At 58.5% G+C, this 25,221-nt stretch carries 21 protein-coding genes; 6 read left to right on the forward strand and 15 right to left on the reverse strand.

Annotated features, from left to right (window positions below; translation table 11 throughout):
- Nucleotides 1-196: 196 nt before the first annotated feature.
- The 12 genes from W930_RS0121740 to W930_RS30245 all read right to left on the reverse strand — a co-directional run bounded on the left by W930_RS0121740 (nt 197) and on the right by W930_RS30245 (nt 14,326).
- Nucleotides 197-2,041, reverse strand: coding sequence for a TniQ family protein (locus W930_RS0121740; protein WP_028731317.1), 1,845 nt, complete (start codon nt 2,039-2,041; stop codon nt 197-199).
- The gene (locus W930_RS0121745; protein ID WP_028731318.1) at nt 2,038-3,027 is read right to left on the reverse strand and encodes an ATP-binding protein; all 990 of its coding nucleotides are present in this window, start codon (nt 3,025-3,027) and stop codon (nt 2,038-2,040) included. Before W930_RS0121745 ends, W930_RS0121740 begins: the two co-directional genes overlap by 4 nt.
- Nucleotides 3,027-4,943, reverse strand: coding sequence for an integrase (locus W930_RS0121750; protein ID WP_235195569.1), 1,917 nt, complete (start codon nt 4,941-4,943; stop codon nt 3,027-3,029). The genes W930_RS0121745 and W930_RS0121750 overlap by 1 nt, the downstream gene beginning before the upstream one ends.
- A gap of 98 nt (nt 4,944-5,041) precedes the next feature.
- Complete coding sequence (locus W930_RS0121755; protein WP_028731320.1) at nt 5,042-5,815, reverse strand: hypothetical protein; 774 nt, start codon at nt 5,813-5,815, stop codon at nt 5,042-5,044.
- Nucleotides 5,812-6,387 carry a hypothetical protein gene (locus W930_RS30235; RefSeq protein WP_152552667.1) on the reverse strand — a complete coding sequence of 192 codons (576 nt, stop codon included), beginning with the start codon at nt 6,385-6,387 and terminating at the stop codon, nt 5,812-5,814. The genes W930_RS0121755 and W930_RS30235 overlap by 4 nt, the downstream gene beginning before the upstream one ends.
- 463 nt (nt 6,388-6,850) lie before the next feature.
- Nucleotides 6,851-7,714 (reverse strand): DNA-processing protein DprA, encoded by an 864-nt coding sequence (locus W930_RS28420; protein ID WP_051610668.1) that lies wholly within the window; start codon nt 7,712-7,714, stop codon nt 6,851-6,853.
- A gap of 83 nt (nt 7,715-7,797) precedes the next feature.
- A complete protein-coding gene (locus W930_RS29320; protein ID WP_051610669.1) occupies nt 7,798-9,261 on the reverse strand; it encodes an HAD-IA family hydrolase in 1,464 nt (487 codons plus the stop codon).
- Between the two features lie 64 nt (nt 9,262-9,325).
- Nucleotides 9,326-10,465: a phosphoribosyltransferase gene (locus W930_RS0121770; protein ID WP_028731321.1), complete on the reverse strand. Its 1,140-nt coding sequence runs from the start codon at nt 10,463-10,465 to the stop codon at nt 9,326-9,328.
- A 582-nt stretch (nt 10,466-11,047) separates the two neighbouring features.
- Nucleotides 11,048-12,517 (reverse strand): ThiF family adenylyltransferase, encoded by a 1,470-nt coding sequence (locus W930_RS0121775; protein ID WP_028731322.1) that lies wholly within the window; start codon nt 12,515-12,517, stop codon nt 11,048-11,050.
- Entirely contained in the window at nt 12,514-12,990 is a 477-nt protein-coding gene (locus W930_RS0121780) for a Mov34/MPN/PAD-1 family protein (protein ID WP_028731323.1), read from the reverse strand. Before W930_RS0121780 ends, W930_RS0121775 begins: the two co-directional genes overlap by 4 nt.
- Nucleotides 12,987-13,466: a hypothetical protein gene (locus tag W930_RS30240; protein ID WP_152552668.1), complete on the reverse strand. Its 480-nt coding sequence runs from the start codon at nt 13,464-13,466 to the stop codon at nt 12,987-12,989. Before W930_RS30240 ends, W930_RS0121780 begins: the two co-directional genes overlap by 4 nt.
- Entirely contained in the window at nt 13,463-14,326 is an 864-nt protein-coding gene (locus W930_RS30245) for a hypothetical protein (protein ID WP_152552669.1), read from the reverse strand. The genes W930_RS30240 and W930_RS30245 overlap by 4 nt, the downstream gene beginning before the upstream one ends.
- A 286-nt stretch (nt 14,327-14,612) precedes the next feature.
- Between W930_RS30245 and W930_RS28430 the strand changes: the two genes are divergently transcribed.
- Both W930_RS28430 and W930_RS29830 read left to right on the forward strand, forming a co-directional pair.
- Nucleotides 14,613-14,975, forward strand: a complete 363-nt coding sequence (locus W930_RS28430) for a helix-turn-helix transcriptional regulator (RefSeq protein ID WP_158516321.1) — start codon at nt 14,613-14,615, stop codon at nt 14,973-14,975.
- On the forward strand, nt 14,968-15,570 hold the full coding sequence (locus tag W930_RS29830; protein ID WP_080685308.1) for an ImmA/IrrE family metallo-endopeptidase: 603 nt from the start codon (nt 14,968-14,970) through the stop codon (nt 15,568-15,570). Before W930_RS28430 ends, W930_RS29830 begins: the two co-directional genes overlap by 8 nt.
- 457 nt (nt 15,571-16,027) lie before the next feature.
- Here the strand turns inward: W930_RS29830 and gyrB are convergent, their stop codons facing one another.
- From gyrB to dnaA, 3 genes are all read right to left on the reverse strand, one after another.
- Entirely contained in the window at nt 16,028-18,505 is a 2,478-nt protein-coding gene (gene gyrB, locus W930_RS0121805) for a DNA topoisomerase (ATP-hydrolyzing) subunit B (RefSeq protein WP_023872675.1), read from the reverse strand.
- A 178-nt stretch (nt 18,506-18,683) separates the two neighbouring features.
- A complete protein-coding gene (dnaN, locus tag W930_RS0121810; RefSeq protein ID WP_023872674.1) occupies nt 18,684-19,790 on the reverse strand; it encodes a DNA polymerase III subunit beta in 1,107 nt (368 codons plus the stop codon).
- A gap of 239 nt (nt 19,791-20,029) precedes the next feature.
- Entirely contained in the window at nt 20,030-21,562 is a 1,533-nt protein-coding gene (gene dnaA / locus W930_RS0121815; RefSeq protein ID WP_023598269.1) for a chromosomal replication initiator protein DnaA, read from the reverse strand.
- Nucleotides 21,563-22,378: 816 nt separating this feature from the next.
- Here dnaA and rpmH point away from each other — a divergent pair.
- From rpmH to yidC, 4 genes are all read left to right on the forward strand, one after another.
- Complete coding sequence (rpmH, locus tag W930_RS0121820) at nt 22,379-22,513, forward strand: 50S ribosomal protein L34 (protein ID WP_010806664.1); 135 nt, start codon at nt 22,379-22,381, stop codon at nt 22,511-22,513.
- Nucleotides 22,452-23,012: a ribonuclease P protein component gene (gene rnpA / locus W930_RS0121825; protein WP_369798700.1), complete on the forward strand. Its 561-nt coding sequence runs from the start codon at nt 22,452-22,454 to the stop codon at nt 23,010-23,012. Before rpmH ends, rnpA begins: the two co-directional genes overlap by 62 nt.
- Before the next feature lie 77 nt (nt 23,013-23,089).
- Nucleotides 23,090-23,446 carry a membrane protein insertion efficiency factor YidD gene (gene yidD, locus W930_RS29835; protein WP_023872673.1) on the forward strand — a complete coding sequence of 119 codons (357 nt, stop codon included), beginning with the start codon at nt 23,090-23,092 and terminating at the stop codon, nt 23,444-23,446.
- Nucleotides 23,447-23,470: 24 nt separating this feature from the next.
- Complete coding sequence (gene yidC, locus W930_RS0121835) at nt 23,471-25,129, forward strand: membrane protein insertase YidC (RefSeq protein ID WP_023598272.1); 1,659 nt, start codon at nt 23,471-23,473, stop codon at nt 25,127-25,129.
- Nucleotides 25,130-25,221 lie beyond the last annotated feature (92 nt).

The raw sequence follows: 25,221 nt of genomic DNA on the forward strand, positions 1-25,221 counted from the left end.
TTGCCATGTGCACCTCGCGTCGGTGTCGCGGTTTCATTGAAAGTGAGAAGTTTCAAAATCGATGAAACCGCGTGATACCAGACAGCCCTGGACAGAGTCACCATCCTTCCCTGTCTCCGGGGGTAGCCATCGGATTGCTAGCCAGACTTGCGAGGTCGTCTCGCATTCTCGAACGGGCACGAGAGACTCCATGCTCTCACTGAACCGGGGAGGCGGACACGAACAGGTCCTGCCCAGCCTTTGCCCCAATAACGGCCAGCCGACCCAGCTCCGCGATGCGAATCAATCCGCCGCGAACAGCACCGCCCGGGAGTCGCTGCGCACCCACGAGTTCGACGCCAGGCAACAATCTCGACAATGCGGATGACTTGGTACCCATGCCACGCGCCAGGTCCGCGAGCGGCACGAAAGTTTGCCGGAACGCCAACAGTTGATGAGGTAGCACCACCCGGCAGCCCTGACCGCGCAGCACAATCGACTGAGAATCCAGCAGGCCCTCGTTTATCCAATGCGAAATGCTCTCCCACTTCCACCCCGTGAACTTGGACAACTGCTGAATCGACATGCCCGCTTCGAGTAATGGTGTGCCGAAGTATGAGGCCACATCGGCGCGAAGGAATGCCATGTCGCCGAGCCGACGACCGCACGCGGTAGCCTTCACCCGGCCTTCAGCAATAGCCCGCATCACGGACTGGATGGCCTGCCGGTCACCCATCCTCCTGCTGGTCAGCCCGGCCCACGTGAGCTTCTCATCGTCTGCGGCCGATGTGGGTTCGGCAGCTTCTCGGATTCGGTCGACCAGTTCCAATATGGAGCGATGCTCGACCAGACCACCTTTCAGGATGTCCTGACGCCAGTTGACGTCCGAGCAAATCACACCGGCGGCCATCATGTGCTCTAGCACCGACGACGGTACGCCCGCGAGTTCACAGGCTTGCGCGCTGGTCATCCATTGGCCGCGCCGCTCCTGAATTCGCGCCACTTCCGCCTGCGGGATTTCATAGAGCTGGCCACGGGTTCCAGCGCGCCGCGTGCGGCATCCGCACTCTCCGTTCTGGATGGCCTTGTGTAGTCGGGATACGCTGATGCCGATGGCTCTAGCTGCGTCGGGAGCACGTATATATTCTGTCGCGTCCTCCGCGAGAGCTTTCGCCGAGTCAAGCCCAAGGATGCCGTCAAATCGCTCTGCCGCAACTTCAATAATGATTTTGAGGAACGGCTCAAGGGCGGTGTCCTGACAGAGCTTGCGCAGGTCAACATACCAGCGCCCCAGCAGCGTGTTGAGCGTTCGCGCTTCGGGGTTGCCTGCTGCGATACGCTTGTCGACGTGAGCACCAAAGCCTGCGGGCCAGTCTGCGAGCAGCTCTTCGAGAGGCGCCAGGAAATCGACGGCCTCGGCGACGGAATTCGGCAATGCCGCGCTTCGACGAGGTAATGGCCGTGTCGGGTCGGCATACAAACAGAGTGCTTGAACAACCCGCGCAAGAATCTCGACATGAACGCCATGCACATCCGGTGCGACGCCGTTCGACTGTTTGCCAGCGCTCGCAATCAACGTCGATAGCCAGAGCTGCGCATGCGTCGCGGCGACGCGGGGAAGCATGCGCAGTTCATGACCGCAATCGCACCGGTCGATATGATACCGATGCACAGACAACGACTCTCCGCAATCGCTGCATCGGTCAACCAGGTGAATGCGATGATGAGGACATACCGTGACGTACGTGTGTTCCCAGTAATGCCTCAGATACGGTTCGTCTAGGCAGGCCGGGCAAACAGCGTCGGTCTGAGAGCGATGCAGGCGCCCCCAGCTACGGGAAACCGCTTCCTGTGCGCTTGCCTGACGTGCCCACTCGCTTTCCAAGCCAAGCTGGCCGGCAACGAAATCAGCATGCCCCAGTAACGCGCCGCGCGAACGCTGGACGCCGGCGATTCCTGCCAGTTCGCGCCAGTTGGACAGCACGTTGTCGGCCGCGAGCCTGCGGTAGTACCCCATTCCCGATTCGTCGTCGTGGGGCGCAGATGTTACGACCAGGCTCATTGGGCACCCTCGGGCTGTTCATGAAAAACGGGAACCGAGAGGTCGTTGTCATTCATCACCTGCACGAAGGCCTGATGCAGAGCAGCAGGCGCGACACCTGTACGCAGAGCGTCAGGATGCTCGAACGCTCGAAAATGACGCGACCCTGCGGATTCAATAGCATTGGCGGCCGCCTGGCAGTCAGCAAACGTGAGCGAGCGCGGCGACTCATACGCCATCTGGCCCGCCAACTCCTGCATGAACCGGCTCAGCACGCCAATCAGTCCGCCGGTCAGGAGATAGCACTGCAAGGTAAGCCCTGGTGTCGGCAGGTCTATCGGATAACCCGATTCGCGAAAGAGATTCGCATACGTCGCCACACAGGTGTGAAACGCTTGCATGTTCTCAGGGACTCGCGAGTCATAGGGAAGCAGCAGGCGTCGAGCCGACGCTCTGGTGCGCAGTTGCTCGTTACATTCGAATAGGCGCTCCAGACGAGGCACGCCAAACATGAAGACAGTACGATTACCCGAGTCCGCCAGTTCCTTGAACCAATCGCCGGCTCCGCGCGGTGGCATGCGGGCACCTGGCTCGACGAGGTGGCTCGCCTCCTCGAACATCACAACGCGCGTACCAGCAAGATTTAACTGGTCCAGCATCCTGCCGCGCATTGCCACCGTCGTAATACTGCGTAGCACTGGCAAGCCAAGCGCGGCGAGAACGCTTGATGGCAACTGTAAAGGCGATACGGGGGTGGGCACAGGCACCACCAGCACCGGCACATGGCGTCGTCCATTCACTGGCGTTTCGGGAAATGCGCGCCTCAATGCATTGATAAGCATCGACTTGCCGACGCGCGACGGCCCCATGACACGCTCAATGCGACTCGCCCCTCCGTCTATCGCATCCTCAATGCGTCGCCTTAGCGGCTTGAAGTGCTCCAGGAACAGTGGATGAGGGAGTTCGCATTTTTCGATTGCGACGCGTAATTGCTTTGCGGGTGTCATTACAGTAAATCTCCGCTACTACGGTCCAGCAAGGGTAGTGGGGACACGTCGTCAAGCATTACTGCCATAGGCGGTAGCGCAGCAGGTACCATGTCCTTAGTCGCCAACGGTTTTCCTGCTGGTGGCGGATGCGGGACTGGTTGCCTGGAGGCACGCTCGATGGCTTGAGCCTCCTTTGCACGGCGCGCGGTCTCGCGGTTTCGTTCGCGCTTGCTCGACTTTTTCCCCCTGCTCGCATGCGAGTCGGCGACGACTTTATCGCGCATGTCTTGGTCGAATTTTTCGGCTTGTGGTGCCTGCTTGAAGGACGCCTTATGCTTCTTGAATCGCTCCTTCGCCTCAGTGAACGACCAGGCCGGCGTTTCGGGTCGAAGGTGCTCGAACGAGAGCGTGACGACAGGAAGGTCGTCGCCTTCATAGACGTAGACGTGCCTGAAGTCATCCGGGTTGAACAGCACCCTCAGGAATTTTTGCTCGCCATATTTCTCAAGCAATGCTGGTATGTCATTGCCCTTGTAATGCAACCCCTCTATCGTGATGCCGGTCTTCCGGCTCAACCTGCGCTCCGTGTGTTCGTAAAGCGTCGCCAGCCATTCCGAACGCGACGGCGGTAGCGAAATCGCGAAGCATGATGACTCGAAGTGCTTCCAGCGCTCGGCCGGCGTATCGCCGGTCACCGAATCCGTCAGGACGACGTCCCACTGCAGACGCTCAAGCGGCGTGTGCACCCACTTTTCGTAGTACCAGCGGACAATCCAGCGCTCAAGCGCATCAAGCGTCATGAGCTCGTCGCCAAGCGCGATGGGGTCACGCTTTCCGTCTTCTCCGTCCACACGCGTACAACCAGGCAGCCCCTCCATGCCATTCTTGAGCGAACGGTTCGAGCGCTCGATGAACGGCTTTTCTTGAGGATTTCTTGATTTACAGTGTTTGACGTCCGTGCCAAGTTTCTCCAGGTTCTGGATACGGCTGCCTTTGGCCTCTGCACCGTTATCGAAGATGAGTTGTCCCGGTGTGCCACACACGTTCATGGCGTGGTCGATGGCCAGTTCCTCGAAACGCTTCACCTTCATGGCTGACATGTACATCTCCGCACACGCGAGTGTGTCGGCATCGACAGGTGCGCCGACAACCAGGCGCCAACCGAGTGGATAACTCGTGCAGCAGTCAATGGCATGCACAAGGTAAATCGTGCTGCTGACACCGCCTGGCGTTTGCACGACAAACGGCAGGTGTAACGCGTCCTGCTCGACACGCTCAAATGGCAGTTCTGCTCGGATGCGCCTTTTGGCGAGCGACTTGGCTGCGCCGACATCACTCGGGAGCATCCGGTCGCGCTCCGTATCCGTCGTCACGAAGCGCTCAATGGTCCTTCTGACGAACCTGGAGCTTATCGGAGGGTGCGTCGCAGGCAGGCATGTACCGCGCACGGCATGGTCGACATAGTCGGTCAGTCGCGCCAGCGACCACCGAGACATTGGCACAAGAAAATGCTGCTCGGCAGCTGTACATATCGTATTGATGACTTCCGCGGGGTAGCGGGGTGTGCGATTGCCCTTGTTCTTGTCCCCACGAAGGAGCGGAAGTCCAGCCATGTCGCACTTCCGGTATCGATACATGGTGGATTGCGGGGGGAAGGGCGGCGACTGCGGCGTGGCTTCCAGGTTGTACGCATCCTTCGCGATAGCGTATGCCTGCCGGAAACTGAGGCCTCGCTGTTTCTGGATAACGGTGATGCGCCGCATGACGTTCGAGAGAAAACGCGTTCGTTCGTGCAGTGCCTCGTCGTCGGGTTGCGCCGCGAGGCTGAATCGCGGCTTTCCCGTCCGAAGGACGGTTAGCTTGCCGGCGTAGAGGTCACCGAGAACGGACGCTACCTCGATGTACCTGTCCTCGCGCCTGTTGGCATCGAACACCTTGACGCATCCTCCCCTTGGTTTGGGGTCAAGGACTTCTAGATAGGCATCATGATTTCCAGGCGGAGCGAGCCTATCGTGAAGAAGCAATGTGTGGGTCACTTTTCGACGCCCTCCAGCAGGCAGAGGTGGTCGAGGTCGCCATACGCGAGAGACAATTCGAGCGTGCCGCAGATGCGGTGACGCACGAGGTCCGCACTGAGCACACCAGCCACTAGCAGGACGGGAATTAGACCTGGCAAAAGCGCGAGGTCCGAACACAGCACATGCAACAGGACGGGGCCTTGTTCACAGCGACGTGTGACGCGCTCAACGAGTTCGTCGGTCAGGTACGTACGAATCTGGTGCGTCGCCTGTTTGAGCGTCCACGAATTCATCCGTACAGGATGGGCCTCGCTCGCAGGAAGGACGACTGTGCGCAGTGGGTAACCATTGGCAGCCAGAATCGAACGAGCCCGGGCGACCTTGGCCCAGTACACGTCGTCGCCCTCAAATCCCTCGACCTTGACCTCAACGGCATCGTGCAAACCGTCTTGCCAGTCGATACTGAAATCGGTCGTGTAGAACTTTGGCCCTGGCACGTCGCGATGCCTGTGCCACGCGTCCCGCACAGCCTGCCGCGTAAACAGCAGGCGCTGGTCAATCAAATCGACGCAAAACGGTTGCGGCTGAAAAGCCATGACGCGCGGGTCAATGGCAAGAAGATGAGCGACGAATCGTTCAGCATCGGATTCGACGATGAGATGGCCATCCCCCTTCTCGCAATAGGTGCCGAGCTTGGCCTTGCCGTAAGTTGAAGCGTTGTGACGGATGCCGGTGTTGGCCGAGTTCAGACGGCCGCGCCGGCCGTAGGATGCGGGCGTTGGACTCACAGCGCACCTCCGGCATTGCGCCGCAGTGCGTTGCCCGGGGTGCGCGTTGTGACGCGTGCAAACCACCCTGTGAAAGTGGGCACGTACGAAAATGAAGTGCGGTTGCTGTTGAGCATCAGGCGGTCAATCGAGCTATGAACCGCGCAGCTTACTGAAGTATTTTCGCAAAAAATAGATGTGCCTTCGCCGACGTTACACGCGAACTCGCAAAAAATGATTAACTGCGAAGGGATTTTTTCGGTAAAAATATTTTTTGCGTTACATCCTTGTAACGTTAGCGTTACAAGGTGTCGGAAATCGGAGTTGCGGCGCCCAACATGGTGCGGGGGGAGACCAGGATTTACGTGGCCGAAGGACGGTTCATGACATCGAACCTTGCCTAGTTTGTGGCAGTGACAAATTTGGCGACAACCGCTGTCTTGGCACGATTCCCCCGTGTGCGCCCCAGCAGCCTGTTGCTGTCCGAAGTGAATGGCAGCAGCATCCGTCGAAACGGCGACGGTATAAGCGTATCCCTCGGCGTCGCGCCACAAGACGCCCCACCGAGCCCTCCAGAAGATGACCTGTTCCATTGCCCGCTCCTGCGTCGTACCCTCTCATAAATAGGGCTCGGCCGCGAGTGCGGGCACACTGCTAAGACAGGTTCATTTCATCAAACTGAATATCAGCGTTGCGCTGATACAAACCTAACGTAGTCAATGCGGAACATTTTTTCAAGCTAAACGGATAATGCCGCTGATTCTTCCGCTTCCCATCCGAATTCCGAAGGTTTTCTTCGAGCATCGAGACGACGTGGAAAAACTCAGCCCAAGGCCACTCGCTTACGATTTGCACAATTCGTGATATACGAGCTCGCCGAGGTATCTGCTAGTGCCAACCATGAACTTCTTTCCCCGGTAACCGCCCCGTGGCCAGCATATTGGTGTCAAACCGATGCGGCACAGCATTGAGGTTCCAGTAGAACGAAGAGAGGTCTTCGGCCGTGCGTCGCGACCGCCAACATTCAATCTCGGTCGCCACACAGCCCACCAGCATTCACGCCGACAACTTCTTCTCTATAAAGTCGTATTCGCGCTTGGAAGAGAGGATGAGCAGCCGCTCGAGGTCTGACTCACTGCATTTGAGGATTGAAGTCTTCTCCTGCACTGTCCCAGTCGTCAGGGCAATGTTTCCTCGTGCCTTCTCGTAGCCAGTGGTGACGTCCTTGCGAGTCGCGATTGGGACGATGAGGAAGCGCCCATATCTGAGGGCGGCTCGGCTTGCGTGTAGGCTCCCCCCCCCCTTGTCCGACTGGGTCATCACAACTGCCCGCGACAATGCCGCTTGTATCCGGTCTCTCTCGACGAAGTGTCCAGCGAAGGAAGGCGTCTTGTAGCTGTATTCTGAAACCAGCAACCCGCCTTTTTTCAGAATGGACTCGGCCAGAGTAGCATTTTCCTTTGGATATATCGTGTCTAGTCCGTGAGCGAGCGCCGCAACTGTTGAGCCTTCATGGAGTAACGTTTGCTTGTGAGCAACCGTGTCCAAGCCTAGTGCCAGCCCACTGACTATTTGCCAACCAGCCGTAACAAAGAATTCCGTTATGCGTTCGGCTGTGACTATGCCGTGCAGCGATGGCTTGCGAGTGCCGATAACCGCGAGCGCCTTCGATGAAAATCGCGACGAGTCACCGGCCACGTACAAAAGCGCCGGTCTGTCGTCGGTCTGGGCAAGTAATTTAGGATACGTGGAATCTAGGGGACACAGAATCGCATGACCGTGCTCGGTTGCTTGCCGGACATCCTCCTCAGCTTCCCGGAGCGCCTTCTCATAAACCAGACTGGCGGGCTGAAACGCAGCCAGTTCGGGGAAAGTTTCGGCCAGTTCTTCAAGCTTGACTTGGAAAAACAACGGCTCCATCGTCAATGCTCGAAGAGTCTTGCGCCCGACTCCCTTAACTTTGCTTGCTATCAACACCCTGCTTGTGTAGTCGGATACGGGCACTATTCGAGATTTTCAGTATTGTTACAGGACGGAGTCAGATTGTAGCCGCTGCAACCCCAGAACCGTGAACCGTCTTTTCGGTTCATCCGGCGCACCATTGGGCGACCACATGCAGGGCAAGCTTTCTTCTGCATATCCTCCGTGTAGGCGCATGGGTTTTCGTCTGCGCCGTAGCCAGAGCACCCCCAAAAGTGGCTTCCATGGGCGGCATTTCGCCGAATACGCATCGTTCGCGTACACATTGGACAGATTTTATCGTCCTGTTGGACGCTGACCGTTTTCGCAAACGCGAGCCCTGTCACGGAGGCCGCCCCGGATTGCTCCATCAGGTTGATAGCTCGCGATAGCGTCGACCCGGTTGTGACCACGTCGTCGATGACTAACACGTGCTTCCCCGCGATACGGCCGCCGGCGTTTTCAGACAACTGAAGGGCCCGCACCGCTTCAATCGCACGTTGGTCACCCGACAACGTCTTCTGCTTCTGCGCGTCGTTAACGTATTTTAATAGGGTCCCATCAAAGCAGGTATCCGAGAATTCCTTCCCGGCTTGCTCTTGAACCCGTGTGAGGAAATTTTCAAGTCTCGGATGCCCTCCCGCCTTGCCAGGTACGACCGAAATAAGGTCGAAGGGATGCTCATTGCGGAAAATATATTCCGGCCCCTTCCGAAGGACGTGCAACACCACGTCCTCCCAGTAGTCTTGCAACTCAAACGAGGGAGTACTCTCCTTGAGCACAATGTGCTGCGACAGCGCGTGCGATTCATGAAGAGTGGCAGTGACCACCGACTTCTGGTTGAAGTATCGGCCCAAGCATAGAATCCTCATTTGCTCGACAACGGTAACAACGTTGCCTGAAAGGTCGAGCGGGAGGAAAAAGGTCGCGTTACGCGGAAACTCTATGGAAGCATGCTGGGCGGCACGCTCCCCAAACAGCTGAAAGTTCGTGGGGTCGTCAAAGTAATCCATCACATTTTTCGACGACAAGGTAACCGCCGGTGCCGTCGAAACGGTCTCGCGAGATGCCCAGCTTGGAACGACTGGCGTAACGCCCGCGTTATAGGCAGCGACAATGTCGATATATTCGTCGCCAACGAACAACACGTGAGGGCCGGGTTCTACGCCTAGCGCTTCCAAGGCGAGCAGGATTCCATCCGGTGCGGGCTTGGGCTGCTTCTGCGCTCGTTTCACGTCGGTGTAGGAAACAACAACGTCGAAGTCGTTCACCATGCCTAGGTGGTCAAGTACGCGGTCAATGTAGCCACGCCCCGCATTTGTGACGATTCCAACCAAGACGTCTTTTGCTTTCAGCGCCTTGAGCAACTCCGGGACCGGGCGATACGGTTCCACACGCTGCATCGATTCGCTCGTCAGCGCATCATAATCGAGCGATTCTCGTATTTCGCGAATCGACTTTGTTTTTGCCAAGGTGCTGTCGAAATCGAAAAGGACGACCTTCTTCATTTTTCCATTGACCTCATTTTGATTTTTTGATGGCGCACAGGCGAGAGCATCCTAGTCCAACCGGCTACGTCAGTAGCGATGTGAGGGCTGCCTGACTGCCAGAGTTCGAGGCACCGGTAAGGGCGGCGTGTGACCAAGTAAAGTTGTTCGGACTGACCGGTGCAAACGGGTCGCTGTCCAAGTCAATCTGGTAAGCGCTCAGTCGGTTTCCGAATTTGCCAAGAGCAATGCCAGTCACGGACTCTGCGCCGGCTTTCAGAAGAAACGCAGCGGCTACGCCGAACGAAACGCCGTAAGTTGTGCAATCATCAACGACAACAATCTTCTTACCCCGCAGGCTGCCGTTTTTTCGATAGAACGGGTTCAAATGCACAGTCGTCATTTGTCCGGTTGGGTCATGCCTATCGCCCGTGTAACCGCTTCCGGAACGCTTGACAGACGGTGCATGGCGAACGAAGAGGGGCTCCCCCCGCTTTGCGTAATGAACGCGGGAGACCGTCGTTCGAAGTCGATGCGTGAAATCACTCAGCGTTTCGTCGTCCGTGTTGCTGCTGTTAGAGGATGGGTAGACACCCCAGACGAAGTTCTTCACCTCTCCGGCACCGAGCATGAGGAGCGAGCGAGCCGTAACCGCAAGAAGCGCGTTGAGGTGAACGCCTCCCCCTTTCACCGTACTTTTCAGTTTTCCAGCGAAGACTTGCTGGTCGAACCCTTTGCCCAACTGAGACAGGTCCGCCAATGCATAAACGCTATAACGCTGCGCGTTTCCCTGGTACCACCATTGCCCAGGCCAGCCGGCCGTCAGCGCAATTACCTGCGAGAGGTCCGTCGGGTTGGCAGCTCGAATGCCAAGGTCCGAGACGGTTTGATTGCTTGACCATCCAGCACCAATAACAACCGCACGCCCATTCTTCGCCATCTGGATGTCCTCTAGCTTGCTCGCAAGGACAAGCACATCGTGGCTCTTCAGGTTGAAGCGTTGCGCATTGTGGGCCACCACACCACCGTCCTGCCGCCCCGGACTGCGCAGGAACTGAACTTGCGAGTTGACAAATGTTTGTTTAAACCAAGCTGGCTCGGAGTGGTTCGACAAAAGTGCCACTGGATTTCCCAACGCCGCAAAATCCGATAACACTTCAGCAATGGCAGGACTTGGAATCCCCGCAACCAACACCGCATCCGGCGACGTCAACAACATTTGCATATAAAAGTCTCGCTGATTTCAATTGACGGAGCAAGCGCGAAGCGAGCGACCGAGCGCAAGCAACGCGCATCACTGCGGCATCATCAATGTCTTCTGGGGAACAACGATTAAAATGCGAAACGCGTCGCTCGCCAGGCCCTCGGGAGCCCAGGCAGAAACATCCGAGACAGTCTTTACGAGAAACAACGTGTTCTGTCGGCGTCCGGACTTGCATCTAGAATTTAGTCTTGTCTCGATAACTGCTATGAAGTACTAATTTTTAAACAACCACTGCAGCGGCGCTGATTCAAAATGATTCTATGGCCGACCGCTGTACATATCAAGTGGATTTACTGGCTCCACTGTGACGGTAGAAGCCGCGCCTAAACCGGCGGGGTAAATTCGGCGATTGAGTAGCGAAACATGACCTTTACCGCTTTCGTGGGAAGACACGCTAGCGCTGCTTTGCACCCCTGCAGCGCTCGGCCCCCGACGAAATCGAAAATTCTCGTCTTTATCAAAAAGCTCGAAGGCGGCTCCGTGTAGCCCCCTCGGCCAAACCCTAGTCCCGGACACCGCGCCGTACACGGTGTCCGGGAACAACTAGCACGGTTCCGATTCCGCCGCGTTAACCGGAGCGCAACATGCACATTCCAGCCGCGCTATGCGCCGCGTCCACATCAACTGGTGTGGCGGCTTAAAAACGTGCTCGGTCCACCCCTCACTCCGGTCGAACGGACCAGTGACGTCACGAAGCAACATGACGAAGCCAGCCACACCAGCCATAAGCGACGAGAAAGCAAACGGAACGTCAGCTAGTTCACCGCTCTTTGCCACCTGAAGCTTCCCAATGGCACACGCAAGTGGAAGCACTGAGCGCAATGGCTCACCAACAACTCGGTCGATTGGCAGGCCTGCCGTGGCCGAAACTGTCGTCGCCTCCGCTTGCGTGAGACCGCGCGCGCTGTCCAGCAGCTCGCGAACGACGTGAGGAGCCAGGCCAGTGATTTGATGAACTTCCGCGACTTCGTCATGCAACTTGCTGACATCCTCCAAATAGTCGCAACCGAGACACGCGCTCTCGTCTGTCGGAAAATATCGTGCAGCCCCAATTCGTACGCCCTCAGTCCACATATTGACGCAGTGCCCCGGATACTTTAACGCGGCGTGTCGGCGTGACTCAGCGGAATCAAGACCAACAACATAACGCGCTTCGCCATTCGGGTAACCGTGTGACGCGCAATGGGTGTTCAGGTCCTCCGCATATGATTCCAAACGCAGGTTAGGGTGCACTGCAGCCAGCCGCGCTCGTACGGCTTCAACCTTCAGTTTGCCGGCATTGTCTGAACTCATGAACGCGTAGCGTTGCCCGTTGGACGCGCTGTACGAATCAGCATCCACCAAACGTGCGTCGCCAGTGACAGGAAACGGCCAGCGCTCAAGGACACCCATCAACCCGTGCGTTACGGCGCCAACGCCTACGAAGGTCGTGTGCGATAGATGCAAATCAGTAACTTCAAGGCCAGGCGCGCTGCAAATGGTCCGCACGTCGAAAACGCAGCTTTCGATTTCGCACGCTCCCGTGTCCCGGAGTTCCAGCTTGAACACCTGTAAGAAAAGCTGCGCGGCGCCTAATGCCGCGGCGAACGCCGGACCGGTTGGATTTGCGCTATCCCCGCAACTCGCATTTTCACCTATCGTCGCCCCCCATCCGTCGGCCCCAATGCGTACCGTTGGGCTGACCTGGCTTGGCGCGTCGCATCCGACCGCAATAACGCACGCGTATGGCGGACTCCACTGCGACGTAAAGCCAGTCGTGACACCTCCGCCCGACCTCGCCACACCCACAGCGCGCTCGACTAGCTGCTCATTGCCTTCACCAACAAAGTCGATTTGCGGCCAGAGGCGCGCAAGGCAATCGACCAAGAAGTCGGCGAGCAGCAACGCCGCCTTGGATGCCTGCGACGGAGGCATAACGACGGCGATGCGTGTACCAGCCAGACGTAAGGCCAGGTCTTTGGACTTGAAGAGTGATTCAAGCGCCTGCACGTTTTTGTCAAAGGCCTGAGTCATACGCGCACCAGACGAGTGGAGGCTTCCGCCGGCGTCCACAATCGCCAACCCGCTTCTTCGCGCTCATAGACATTCGCCCCATCGAACGAACTAAGGCCGCCGCGACCGTAGAACGGAACAATGATACTTAGCGCACCAACGTGCCGGACAACTTCCCATTCACGGTCCAAATCCGACATGCGCACATCGGGGCCGGGGTGTGTGTGAAGCTGGACGACGGACCGCTCACCTCTCGCGTAGTTGTCGACTTGAATCCGCTGTAATTCGGCCCCGGGGATATGCACGTAGACGCCGGTAGGCGTTTCGCCTGGCTGCTGTTGCGGTACGACACTTCGAAGGACGTTAGCATCAACGAGAGGATTTTGTGACGCCGAGGCCGTCCAGATGACGAAGACTTCGTGGTTTCCTGAAATAAACGCCCTCTCGGTCTGCTCAAGCACAGCAATCGGTATGAACCAAGTTCCGAACTTCATGATTTGGTTACCCCTGGACGGTTTATGTCCTGATGCAGCTGCGCGATGAGCCCACAAACGCCGTAGCGTTTCTGCGAGCGCAGTGCAGCCCAAGACACCTGCTGATGGCCGGGATGGTCGTGATATTCCCGCCAACCGAGAAAGCAGAACCAGCAACCCGGCTCATCGGTGACGCGATGGTGATGAAATCCGGGGCCGTTTGGAACGCTGCCTCGGCCAGAGAGAAGTGGATTGCCGGCGTGGTCAATCCACCAGCCGCGAACTGGTCTGTAGCTGTAATCCGTACCGTCGATGCGCAAACGGATGCTGGTGCCGTGCAAATGCCAGCCCAGTTCGACATCGAGGTACGGATACTCGAACGCGATAACTACGATGCCCGCGCTCGAGTACGCATCAGCTTCAGACAGTAGCGGCCGAATCGCCCTCGTGAAGATGTCTTTCGACTTCTCGGGGTTGACGATGGCCGCTGTGCTCATTTCGCTCCACCTCCGCCGTCTTTCTTGGTAATGGACAGAACGTGCCCGTCGCGAACACCAGAGTCATGGAGCGTTTTTTCCGGCTGCAGCGGATTCATGCCCAGATGCGTGTCAACCATTTGAAACGAGTCGACATTGTCCCGGTCCGCGCGGGGGAGGCAGCGGCGAATCGCTTGACGAACCGTGATACGCGAAGGGAAACGGCGCTTTTGCGCCTCGCCGTCGACGAGTACGGTGACATCATAGCGATGGTCATCGCTATGAACCGTGAAGAAGTGGTCAGCCTCTTGGACCACAACGCGCTGACCACTTTCGAGACGCACGTCGGCGAGACCCTCGAGGTCACACCACAGGTCATCGTCCTCGCTTACGCCAGCGAGATGTTTCAGTTGTGCACCGAGGAATTTCGCATGGGGCCCGTGCGACGACGCGGGCACCGGTGCATCGTTCAGAGTGAAGCGTACCGGCTTACGCAGCACGGGGTTTTCGCCGATATTGCCTTTCGCTGCGATGCTGAAAACTTCGCCGCCGCGAATAAAAACGATGTCGTCGTGGCCGACGGGCACATCCACATCCCCGTTGACCTCGAGCAGCACCTCATCGCTGTCCGAGACCTGGCCGACTTCGCGCAATTGACGCCCATAAACGGCACCGGGTTCGATGGAACGACTGGTGCGGTCTACCGTAATACTTACATGTTTGGCTGGCATTGTTGACAATCCTTTAGTCAATAGTTGCCCATTCCACTCGACCGAGTGGGCAAGTAGTTGCTTGGAAACGCTAAAAGGATTGACGCCGCGCACGAACACGCCGAAACTCGAGGTTCTGACGCCGAACGAGCCATTTTGGCGAGTTCGCACAAGGGTCAATCGAAAGGTTGACCCTTTTTTATTGGCTGGTCATTTTTCCTCCTGTGGTCGTTGCCGCATAGGTAAGTGCTTGAAACACTCTACCACGGCTCACGATATTGGTAAACGTCACATGCGATTTTCCACATGCTGCCATAATAGCACTTTCATGTGATTTTTACTGACATTGTCATTATGGATGACATTTTGCTCGCAGGAAAACCTTGCACTCGATGTCAACATTATTGACATTCGGCTCACTGGCACCTACATTAGAGGCGCACTGGGGAGAAAAGAAGTGATAGACGACCAACTCTTATATAAGACGATTGGCTCGAAGGTTCGCGAATTGCGCGAAAACGCCGCAGATGGGCGGAAAACCCAAGCTGAGCTGGCCGAGCTAGTCGGGCTCGAGCGTACATCGATAACAAACATTGAGAAGGGCACTCAAAAAGTGCCTTTGCATGTGCTCTACCGGATTTGTAGCGTCTTTGACGTGCCTCTGAACGAAATGCTTCCTGTTCTCGAGCAAGTGCAGCAACCAACAGTTGAGAGACCTGCATTGGAGAAGTTCGCCTTCGGTGAGCAAGTATTCCAGACGACGCCGAAAGTTAAAGAGCTTCTGGACACCTTACTGAACGCACGAGGCAGTAATGGCTAATTATTCTGCTGAGGCAATCGAACAAATCGCACAGGAAACGTTGCGCTACGCTGGCGCAGTCTCTACTCCTGTGGACTTAGGTCGGGTGGTGTCTGCCTACAACACGACCCTTCGATATGATGAATTGGAGCCACAGGTGTCAGGCGCCTTGATAGCTAAGGGGAACGAGTGTCACCTTATTGTCAACGCTGCGCATCATCCCAATCGACAAAGATTCACCATCGCTCACGAGTTGGGCCATTTAAGGCTTCATCATCGAAGCAGTGACCGGGTATTTATAGATACCGAGATGCGTATCTATCAGAGAGTGGGGCAACCGGGGGAATACATGGCCCCCGACTCAACGACGACCCCGCAAGAAGAACGTGAGGCAAACAGGTTTGCTGCAGCGCTTTTAATGCCCGCTCCACTTCTCCAGCATGCCGCGCTTCAACGCAACCTCTGGGACGAGCTAGATATTGCCGCAATGGCAAAGATGTTCGGCGTCAGCGAGCAGGCTATGTCTATTCGTTTGTTGCAACTGCGAGTCGTGGAATCCGCTATCGACGACTTGATTCCGGAAGGTAGCCCATCTGGGATTGGCCTGTCGGTTTGACGACAACCTGCGCGGCGTACTAGTGGTGAAGAGGCAACGCCAGCCGCAGCTCGCTACTAGTTCGTCGAATGTCACGACGCATGCATTGCATCTTCTGACGCGCGGGACGCGTCCCGCAAACTCGCAACTCGACAGTTCGATTGCTTTTGGCTTGCAGGTTGTACAACGTCGACCTCGACACACCGAATTGTCGACTGATTTCAGCGACTGATATGTCCCGGTTCTTCATCATCGCCAACGCGGCTTTGTGCTGTTTCGCATTCCGTTCACCGTCACCAAATTTGCCTAATTCCGCGTTTTGTCTACTTTGAACTGACAGACGTCAACGACCGCGCTCGTGAAATCCGACGAGCACAGATGTGCGCTGATGAATCCGAACTATAAATAGAAAGGACCCATAAGTTTCTCAACTTATGGGTCCTTTTTTCTCGGGTTATGCGTCTATCTACAAAAAAACTCAAACATCAATATTCCCGGCCCGCAGCGCGTTCGTCTCGATGAATGCACGGCGCGGTTCGACGTCGTCGCCCATGAGCGTGGTGAAGATGCCGTCGGCAGCGATCGCGTCTTCGATCTGCACGCGCAGCAGGCGGCGGACCGTCGGGTCCATCGTGGTTTCCCACAACTGCTCCGCATTCATCTCGCCCAGCCCCTTGTAGCGCTGCTTCGAGACCTTGCTCTCGGCATCGGCCATCAGCCACTTCATCGCCGTCTTGAAGTTCGACACCGGCTGCGAACGCTCGCCGCGCCTGATCGTCGCACCCTCGCCAATCAGCCCCTTGAACGTCTCGGCCGTCTTCTGCAACTGCGCGTAGTCCGCCGACTGCAGGAAGTCCTGCGTGATCATGCTCAACTTCACGTTGCCGTGATGCCGACGCTCCACACGCAGCGCCGCCACCGGATCCGCATTCTCGACGTCTTCCATCACCGCCGTGATCGTGATCTCCGGCGCCAGCGGATCGTCGCTCAACGCAGCCTCCAGCGCCAGCGCCGATTGCTTCGCCGCTTCCTCGTTGTCGAGATTGATCTCGACGCCTTCGGTCACCGCCGTCAGCACCGACGCCTCATACAGCCGGCTCAATCGCTCGATGACGCTGTCAGCCAACTGATAGCTGCGCGTCAACTCGCCCAGCGCATCGCCCGAAATCGGCGCGGCGCCCGTCGACGGCGTCAGCTCGGCATTGTTCATCGCCAACTTCAGCATGTACTGCGCCAACTCGCCTTCGTCCTTGATGTAACGCTCGTCCTTGTTGTGCTTGACCTTGTACAGCGGCGGCTGCGCAATGTACACGTAACCGCGCTCGATCAGCTCAGGCACCTGACGATAGAAGAACGTCAGCAGCAGCGTGCGAATGTGCGCACCGTCCACGTCGGCATCGGTCATGATGATGATCCGGTGATAACGCAGCTTGTCGATGTTGTAGTCGTCCTTGCCGATGCCGCAACCAAGCGCCGTGATGAGCGTCACGATCTGCTCGCTCGAAATCAGCTTGTCGAAACGCGCCTTCTCAACGTTGAGCACCTTGCCACGCAACGGCAGAATCGCCTGGAACTTGCGATCGCGACCCTGCTTCGCCGAGCCACCCGCCGAGTCGCCCTCGACCACGTAAATCTCGCACAGCGCCGGATCCTTCTCCTGGCAATCCGCCAGCTTGCCCGGCAGACCCACGCCGTCGAGCACGCCCTTGCGACGCGTCATCTCACGCGCCTTGCGCGCCGCATCCCGCGCGCGCGCGGCTTCGACGATCTTCGAACAAATGATCTTGGCGTCGTTCGGCGTTTCCTGAAGGAAGTCCTCCAACGCCTTCGCCACGTATTCCTCCACCGGCGCACGCACTTCCGACGACACCAGCTTGTCCTTCGTCTGCGACGAGAACTTCGGCTCCGGCACCTTCACCGACAACACGCACGTCAAACCCTCGCGCATGTCGTCGCCAGTCGTCTCGACCTTGGCCTTCTTGGCCATCTCGCTCTCAACGATGTACTTGTTGATCACGCGGGTCATGGCCGCGCGCAACCCCGTGAGGTGAGTGCCGCCATCGCGCTGCGGAATGTTGTTCGTGAAGCACAGCACCGTCTCGTTGTAGCTGTCGTTCCACTGCATGGCGACTTCCACGCCGATACCGTCGCGCTCGCCCATCACGTGAAACACCGTCGGATGCAGCACCGTCTTCGACTTGTTGATGTACTCGACGAAACCCTTCACGCCACCGCCAAAGGCAAAATCGTCTTCCTTGCCCGTGCGCAGATCCGTCAGACGAATCCGAACGCCATTGTTCAGGAACGACAGCTCGCGCATACGCTTGGCGAGAATGTCGTAGTGGAACTCAACATTGCCGAAGATCGTTTCGTCAGCGAGGAAGTGCACTTCCGTGCCGCGCTTGTCGGTATCGCCCAACACCTTCAGCGGCGACGTCTCGACGCCGTCGACCACCTCGATCTCGCGATTCTGCGGCACCCCACGGTGAAATTCCATGAAGTGCTTCTTGCCATCGCGACGCACGGTGAGCTTCAGATACGACGACAACGCATTCACGCACGACACGCCCACGCCGTGCAGACCGCCCGACACCTTGTAGCTGTTCTGGTCGAACTTGCCCCCCGCATGCAGCTCGGTCATCACGATTTCCGCCGCGCTACGCTTCGGCTCGTGCTTGTCGTCGAACTTGATGCCCGTGGGAATGCCGCGACCGTTGTCCGTCACGGAAATGGAGTTGTCCGCGTGAATGGTCACGTGGATGTCATCGCAGTATCCGGCAAGCGCCTCGTCGATCGAGTTGTCCAGCACCTCGAATACCAGGTGATGCAGGCCCGTGCCGTCCGACGTGTCGCCAATGTACATGCCGGGACGCTTGCGCACAGCCTCCAGACCCTCGAGGATCTGGATGGAGGCTGCACCATAGCCGCTTTCGGCCTGCTTTTGCTGTTCGCTCATGACAATCTTCCGGTTACTGCGTCATTAACTGACGAATTACTGCTTCATGACCTGTCGTCTCCGTGCGCTTTTGGCGCCACGAAGTCGGCTTATCCCGCAAAAGGATAATTCTCTAGAAACGCCAAAGGGGCGCTCGGCCCCTTCGCGCATGTGACGGCGCGTATGGCGGAAACTCCGCTCAAATGCGCATCGGCATCACGACGTACTTGAAATCGTCGTTGTCCGGCAAGGTGATCAGCGCGCTCGAATTGGCGTCGCCAAGGCTCACCTTCACCTGCTCGACCTTGAGGTTCGACAGCACATCGAGCAGATACGTGACGTTAAAACCGATATCCACCGATTCGCCCGTGTAGTCGATCTCGATTTCTTCCTGCGCTTCTTCGTTCTCGGTGTTGTTCGCGCTGATCTTCAGCAGGTTCTCGCTCACGAGGAAGCGAACCCCCTTGAACTTGTCCGACGTCACGATCGCCGCACGCTGCAACGAGCGATGCAACTCTTCACGGCTGATCACAAAACTCTTGTTGTACCCCTTCGGGATCACGCGGTTGAAGTCCGGGAACTTACCCTCGACCAGCTTCGACACCAGCTCGACGTTCGCGAAACGGAACTTCACCTGGCTCGGCGCCACGTCGATCTGCACCGGATCGTCGATGTCCTCGAGCAGACGCTGCAACTCGAGAATCGTCTTGCGCGGAATGATGACTTCCTGACGCGCGAACTTCTCGCCCGCGATCGTCGTGTTGCAGTACGCCAGACGGTGACCGTCCGTGGCGACCGCCTCGATCTTCTCGCCCTCGACCACGAGCAGCATGCCGTTCAGGTAGTAACGGATGTCCTGCTGCGCCATCGCGAAGTGCACCATGCCCAGCAGTTGACGGAATGCCCGCTGCGGCAGCGCAAAGCTCGCGGCGTAATCCTTCGCCTCGGCCACCGTCGGGAAGTCTTCCGCAGCCAGCGTCTGCAACTGGAAACGGCTCTTGCCTGCCTGCACCGTCAGACGCTTGTCCGACAGCGACAACGCCACTTCGGCGTCCGGCATGTTGCGCAGAATGTCGAGCAGCTTGCGCGCCGCCACGGTCGTCGCCACATCGTCGGCGCCGGCACCGCAGTCGGCGGTGGTGGTGATCTGCAACTCGAGGTCGGTCGACAGGAACGAAATGTCCTGCCCGTGCTTGCGAATAAGCAAATTGGCCAGAATCGGCAACGTGTGGCGACGCTCGACGATGCCACTCACAATTTGCAGCGGCCGCAGCAGATTGTCTCGTTGAGTTTTGACCAATTGCATATTTATCCTTCGTAGTAACTGTTAACGGGTGCCGGTTGCGGCTGAAAACCCGAAGATTCCCTTATCTATCAATCGCTTGCAGATGGGATAACAGGGCGGAAAACACGGTGGACGAGCCGGGGACGCGTTGTGCGCCGATCCGCTATTGTGCCCGAAAACACCAGTGCCCCCCAAACCACCCCCAGCTTATCCACAGGGACGCCGGCGACCCCGCCTCGCCGTCCCCCGGACACACCGGTTTACCCCTTGAGCGTCTGCTCCAGCACGTGCAACTCGTGATTGAGTTGCGCATCCTTGCCTCGCTCTTCCGCAATCTTGCGTACCGCATGCAGCACTGTCGTGTGGTCGCGTCCGCCGAACAGCTCGCCAATTTCCGGCAGGCTCTTCTGGGTGAGCTCCTTCGCCAGGTACATCGCAATCTGACGCGGCCGCGCAATATTGGCAGGCCGCTTTTTCGAATACATGTCGGCGACCTTGATATTGTAAAAATCGGCCACCGTCTTTTGAATGTTCTCGACGGAAATCTGACGATTCTGAACCGTCAGCAGATCTTTCAGCGCTTCCTTGGTCAGCTCGATGGTGATTTCCCGGCCGTGGAACTTCGAGTACGCCAGGATCTTGCGCAACGCGCCTTCCAGTTCACGCACGTTGGAGCGCAGGTGCTTGCCCACGAAGAACGCCACGTCCTCCGACAAGCCCACACCCTCGGCCTGCGCCTTCTTGATCAAAATCGCCACGCGCATTTCGAGCTCGGGCGGTTCGATGGCTACGGTGAGGCCGGAATCGAAACGCGAAATCAGACGGTCGTCGATCCCCGTGATTTCCTTCGGATACGTGTCGCTCGTGATGATCACCTGCGCACGATTCGCGATCAGCGCCTCGAACGCGTAGAAGAATTCTTCCTGCGTGCGGCTCTTACCCGAGAAGAACTGAATATCGTCGATCAGCAGCAGATCGAGCGAATGGTAGTAACGTTTGAACTCGTCGAACGCCTTTCGCTGGTATGCCTTGACCACGTCGGACACGTATTGCTCCGCGTGGATGTACCGGATTCGCGGATTCTGTTTCTCGGCCAGCAATTGGTTGCCGATGGCATGGATCAGGTGGGTCTTGCCCAGGCCGACGCCGCCATACAGGAACAACGGGTTATACGACGTGCCCGGGTTGTTCGCGACCTGGATCGCCGCCGCGCGCGCCAACTGGTTCGACTTGCCCGTCACGAAGTTGTCGAACGTGAGCACCGGGTTGAGCTTGGAACGCTCGTAGATCGACTCGGCCTCGCTGATTTGCGCGGGCTCCTGCGGCGTGACGCGCCAATTGCGGCGCACCGCCTCCGCTTCGCTCGCTTCCAGATCCGGACGCTCACCGTCGAGCGACGCCACATCGGCCGCATGCGCACCGGCCACCGCCGTTTGCGCCGCAGCCGCGGCCGGATTCTGGCGCGCCACGCCGGCAGGCACGGCCGGCGTGGTCGGAACCGGTACGGGCGCCGGGGCGGGCGTCGACGAGGGAACACGCACGCCCGCCTTGGGATCGAGCACGAACGTCACCTCGATCGGTCCATTCCAATAGTCCGACGCCATGCTCTGGATACGCCCCGAGAATTGGCTCTTCACCCAATCCAGCTTGAAGCGATTGGGTGCGCCGATCTTGAGCGTGCGCGCCTGTTCGTCGAAGTCGAGCGGCGCCAGCGGTTTGATCCAGGTGCGGAATTGCTGGGGCGTCAGCTCTTGTTCGAGACGTGTCGCGCAGTGTTGCCAGAAGTCGTTCATGCAGCGTGTTATCCAGGGTGGCGCGGGGCTTGTCCGAGGGCTTCGTCCGGCGCTCTGGCCATCCACCATCCGTAACATTGGATATGGGGGCAGAACGGCCAGAACCAAGCCGGCGCGCCCGTCTCGATGCGTAATTCCGACGGGGTCACCGGCCAGGTCGTGTCGGACCGGCGGCGCAATGCAGACCACCGGCAATCCTCGACCATGGCGCTGCGTTCGGGCCTTGTCTCGCGCGGGCGGCCGGCTTCGGCGCGCGCAAACGACAAAACCCGGCGCGCTATCCACATGGCGGCGTCACCGGTACTCTGCTGGGTAAAAAATTGATGGGGGATTTTAACGCCAAAGCGTCGGCAAAGCGAGTTATCCACAGGAATGCCCACAGCACCGGCATCTCCGGGCGGCCTCGCCGCGTTAACCGGCCTGACTTCGCGCGACGGCTGCGCATTTGCGGGGCAATGGTGTCGTTTTGCCGCGAGCGCGTGAATATCTCCCCTGAACGGCATTTATCCACCGGCAGAAAAAGATGCCCCGTCGTTTTCCTGCCATTATCCACAGCCCCGGTACCGCCGGATGGCGCGTCTGCGAGAACCCAGGCACCGATCGTGCACATGCGCATCTTCCGTGATGGCTAACCTATTGACACACAACGGAAAAGCCGATTAAATAGCGGGTTCGTTAGAAAGATAACCGGATTCCTATCCAACTCCCGACGGCTGGGCCGAGCGTGAAAGTCCTTGAATTTGCAGGTTTTCACGGTGCTCATGTGGCGTTTCACGATGCTGCTGCGCGGGAATTTTTTCACACAGTGAGTGCATCATGAAACGTACTTTTCAGCCTTCCGTGACGCGCCGCAAGCGCACCCATGGCTTCCTGGTTCGCATGAAGACCCGTGGCGGCCGCAAGGTCATCGCCGCTCGTCGCGCCAAGGGCCGTAAGCGCCTGGCCGTTTAATCGCGGATCTCGGTCGTACCGCGGTTTGCGCGTCAAATCCGCAAGGCGCGAAGTCCCGGCCCTGGGGTTTCCCAAAGCCGCGCGACTTCTCAAAACGGATGAGTTCTCATCCGTTTTTAGTTTGCGCCCCCTGCGTCGCAGCGCGCACTTCGTGTTGTACATGCGCCGGCGCGACAGCGCGCCGGACACCCCTGTCGATGCCATGCCTCAAGAGGGCCGCATCGGCATTGTCGTCGGCAAGAAGCATGCGCCTCGCGCGGTCACTCGCAACCTGATCAAGCGTCAGGCGCGCGAGATGTTCCGTCAGCGCCGCGCGGCTCTGGCGGGCTGGGATTTCGTGCTGCGATTGACCCGGCGTTTCGACAAGGGGACGTACACGGCGGCGGCGGCACCAGTGTTGAACACACTGTGTCACGCGGAATTCACGCAGCTCTTCGATGCTGCGGAAAAGGCCGCCCGCAGGCATCGCCCGACCGGCGACAAGACGGAAGGTAGTTAGTCCTCACACGGTAGCGCCCGACTCCCGGGCATGCGCCGCCACCCGGCCTCTCGGCCGGACTGACAGGCGGAATCGAGATGCGAAGCGTGCTGTTGTTGCTCCTGCGCGGTTACAAGCTGGCGATCAGTCCCTGGCTGGGGAACCGTTGCCGCTTTCATCCGAGCTGCTCCGACTACGCACGCGAGGCCATCATCGAGCATGGTGCCGGTTACGGCACTTATCTCGCGGCCCGGCGTCTATGCCGCTGTCACCCGTTTCACCCCGGTGGTTTCGATCCCGTACCGCCGGCACGACACGTCTGCAACGTCCCCGACTCTCCTGCCGAAGGCGCCGACACGGTTGCCGGAAGCGATGCGTCGCGAGCGAAGCGGACGGTCTCGACCGGGCCCGCGGCCGCATCGGCAGTTACGCGCCGCGCGCCGGGCCATTCCTGAGTTTCGTCCACCACGAGTTACCGCATGGACATCAAACGCACCGTACTCTGGGTCATTTTCGCGCTGTCTGTCGTGATGCTTTTCGACAACTGGCAACGCGCCAATGGCCATTCGTCGCTGTTCTTCCCGACGCCCGAGGTTTCGACCCCGGCCGCCACGGGCACGAACAAGACGCCGGCCAACGACCTGCCGCAAGGCGCCAACGCCGGTGCCGCCGCGGGTAGCGCACCGGGCAACGCGCCGGCCGCCGCCACCGCTCAAAAGGTGCGCATCACGACCGACGTCTACGAGGCCGACATCAGCACGCAGGGCGGCACGCTGTCGTTCCTCGCGCTCACCAAGTGGCCCGACGCCGAGGAAGCCGACAAGCACGTCGTGTTGTTCGACAACACGCCGAGCCAGCAGTATTTCGCGCGCACGGGTCTGATCGGCGGCGACTTCCCGAATCACAACGACATCTTCACGCAGGTGCCGGGTCCGACCACGATGACGGGCGACACCCTGACGGTGAAGTTCGAGTCGCCGGTCAAGGGCGGTCTGCAGCTGGTACGTGCATACACGTTCCACCGCGGCAGCTATGTGATCGACGTGTCGAACACGATCGTCAACAAGACCGACGCCGCCATCAAGCCCACGCTGTATATGGAACTGGTGCGCGACGGCCGCGAGATCAGCGGCGCGAAGTTCTCGCACACGTTCACGGGGCCCGCGGTCTACAGCAGCGACGAGAAGTTCCAGAAGATCACGTTCAGCGACATCGACAAGGACAAGGCCAAGTACATCAAGCAGTCGAGCGACGGCTGGATCGGCATGGTGCAGCACTACTTCGCCACGGCCTGGATTCCGAAGGAGGGCGCCGAGCGCGACAACTACATCGGCAAGCTCGACAACGGCCTGTATCGTGTCGGTGTGAAGCAGCCGCTCGCGAGCATTCCTGCCGGCGGCACCGAAACGGTGGATGCCCGTCTGTTTGCCGGTCCGCAGGAAGAGCACATGCTCGAGCAGATCGCGCCGGGCCTGGAGCTCACGAAGGACTACGGTTACTTCACGATCCTCGCCAAGCCGCTGTTCTGGCTGCTCTCGAAGCTGCACGGCCTGCTGGGCAACTGGGGCTGGGCAATCATCGCGGTGACCGTGATCATCAAGCTGATTTTCTTCCCGCTCTCGGCCGCCAGCTACAAGTCGATGGCGCGCATGAAGGAAATCACGCCGCGCATGCAGGCGCTGCGCGAGCGTTACAAGAGCGATCCGCAGAAGATGAACGCGGCGCTCATGGAGCTGTACAAGACCGAGAAGGTCAATCCGTTCGGCGGCTGTATCCCGATCGTGATACAGATTCCGGTGTTCATCGCGCTGTACTGGGTGCTGCTGTCGTCGGTGGAAATGCGCGGCGCGCCTTGGTTGGGCTGGATTCACGATCTGTCCACGCAGGATCCGTATTACATCCTGCCGGTGCTCATGGCCGTGTCGATGTTCATCCAGACCAAGCTGAACCCGACGCCGCCGGATCCGATGCAGGCCAAGATGATGATGTTCATGCCGCTGATCTTCTCGGTCATGTTCCTCTTCCTGCCCTCGGGCCTGGTGCTGTACTACGTGGTGAACAACTCGTTGTCGATCGCGCAGCAATGGTCGATCAACCGAATGCTCGGCACCAAGAAGGAAAAGAAGGCGACCTCCTGACGCTTCGCGTCCGGACCGTCTGACGATGCCGCCCGCGAGTCTCTCGCGGGCGGTTTTGTTTGGTGCATGTCAAAATAAGCCTCTGTTTTCCA

This window comes from Pandoraea sp. E26, assembly GCF_000681415.1.
In the GTDB taxonomy this organism is placed as follows: domain Bacteria; phylum Pseudomonadota; class Gammaproteobacteria; order Burkholderiales; family Burkholderiaceae; genus Pandoraea; species Pandoraea pnomenusa.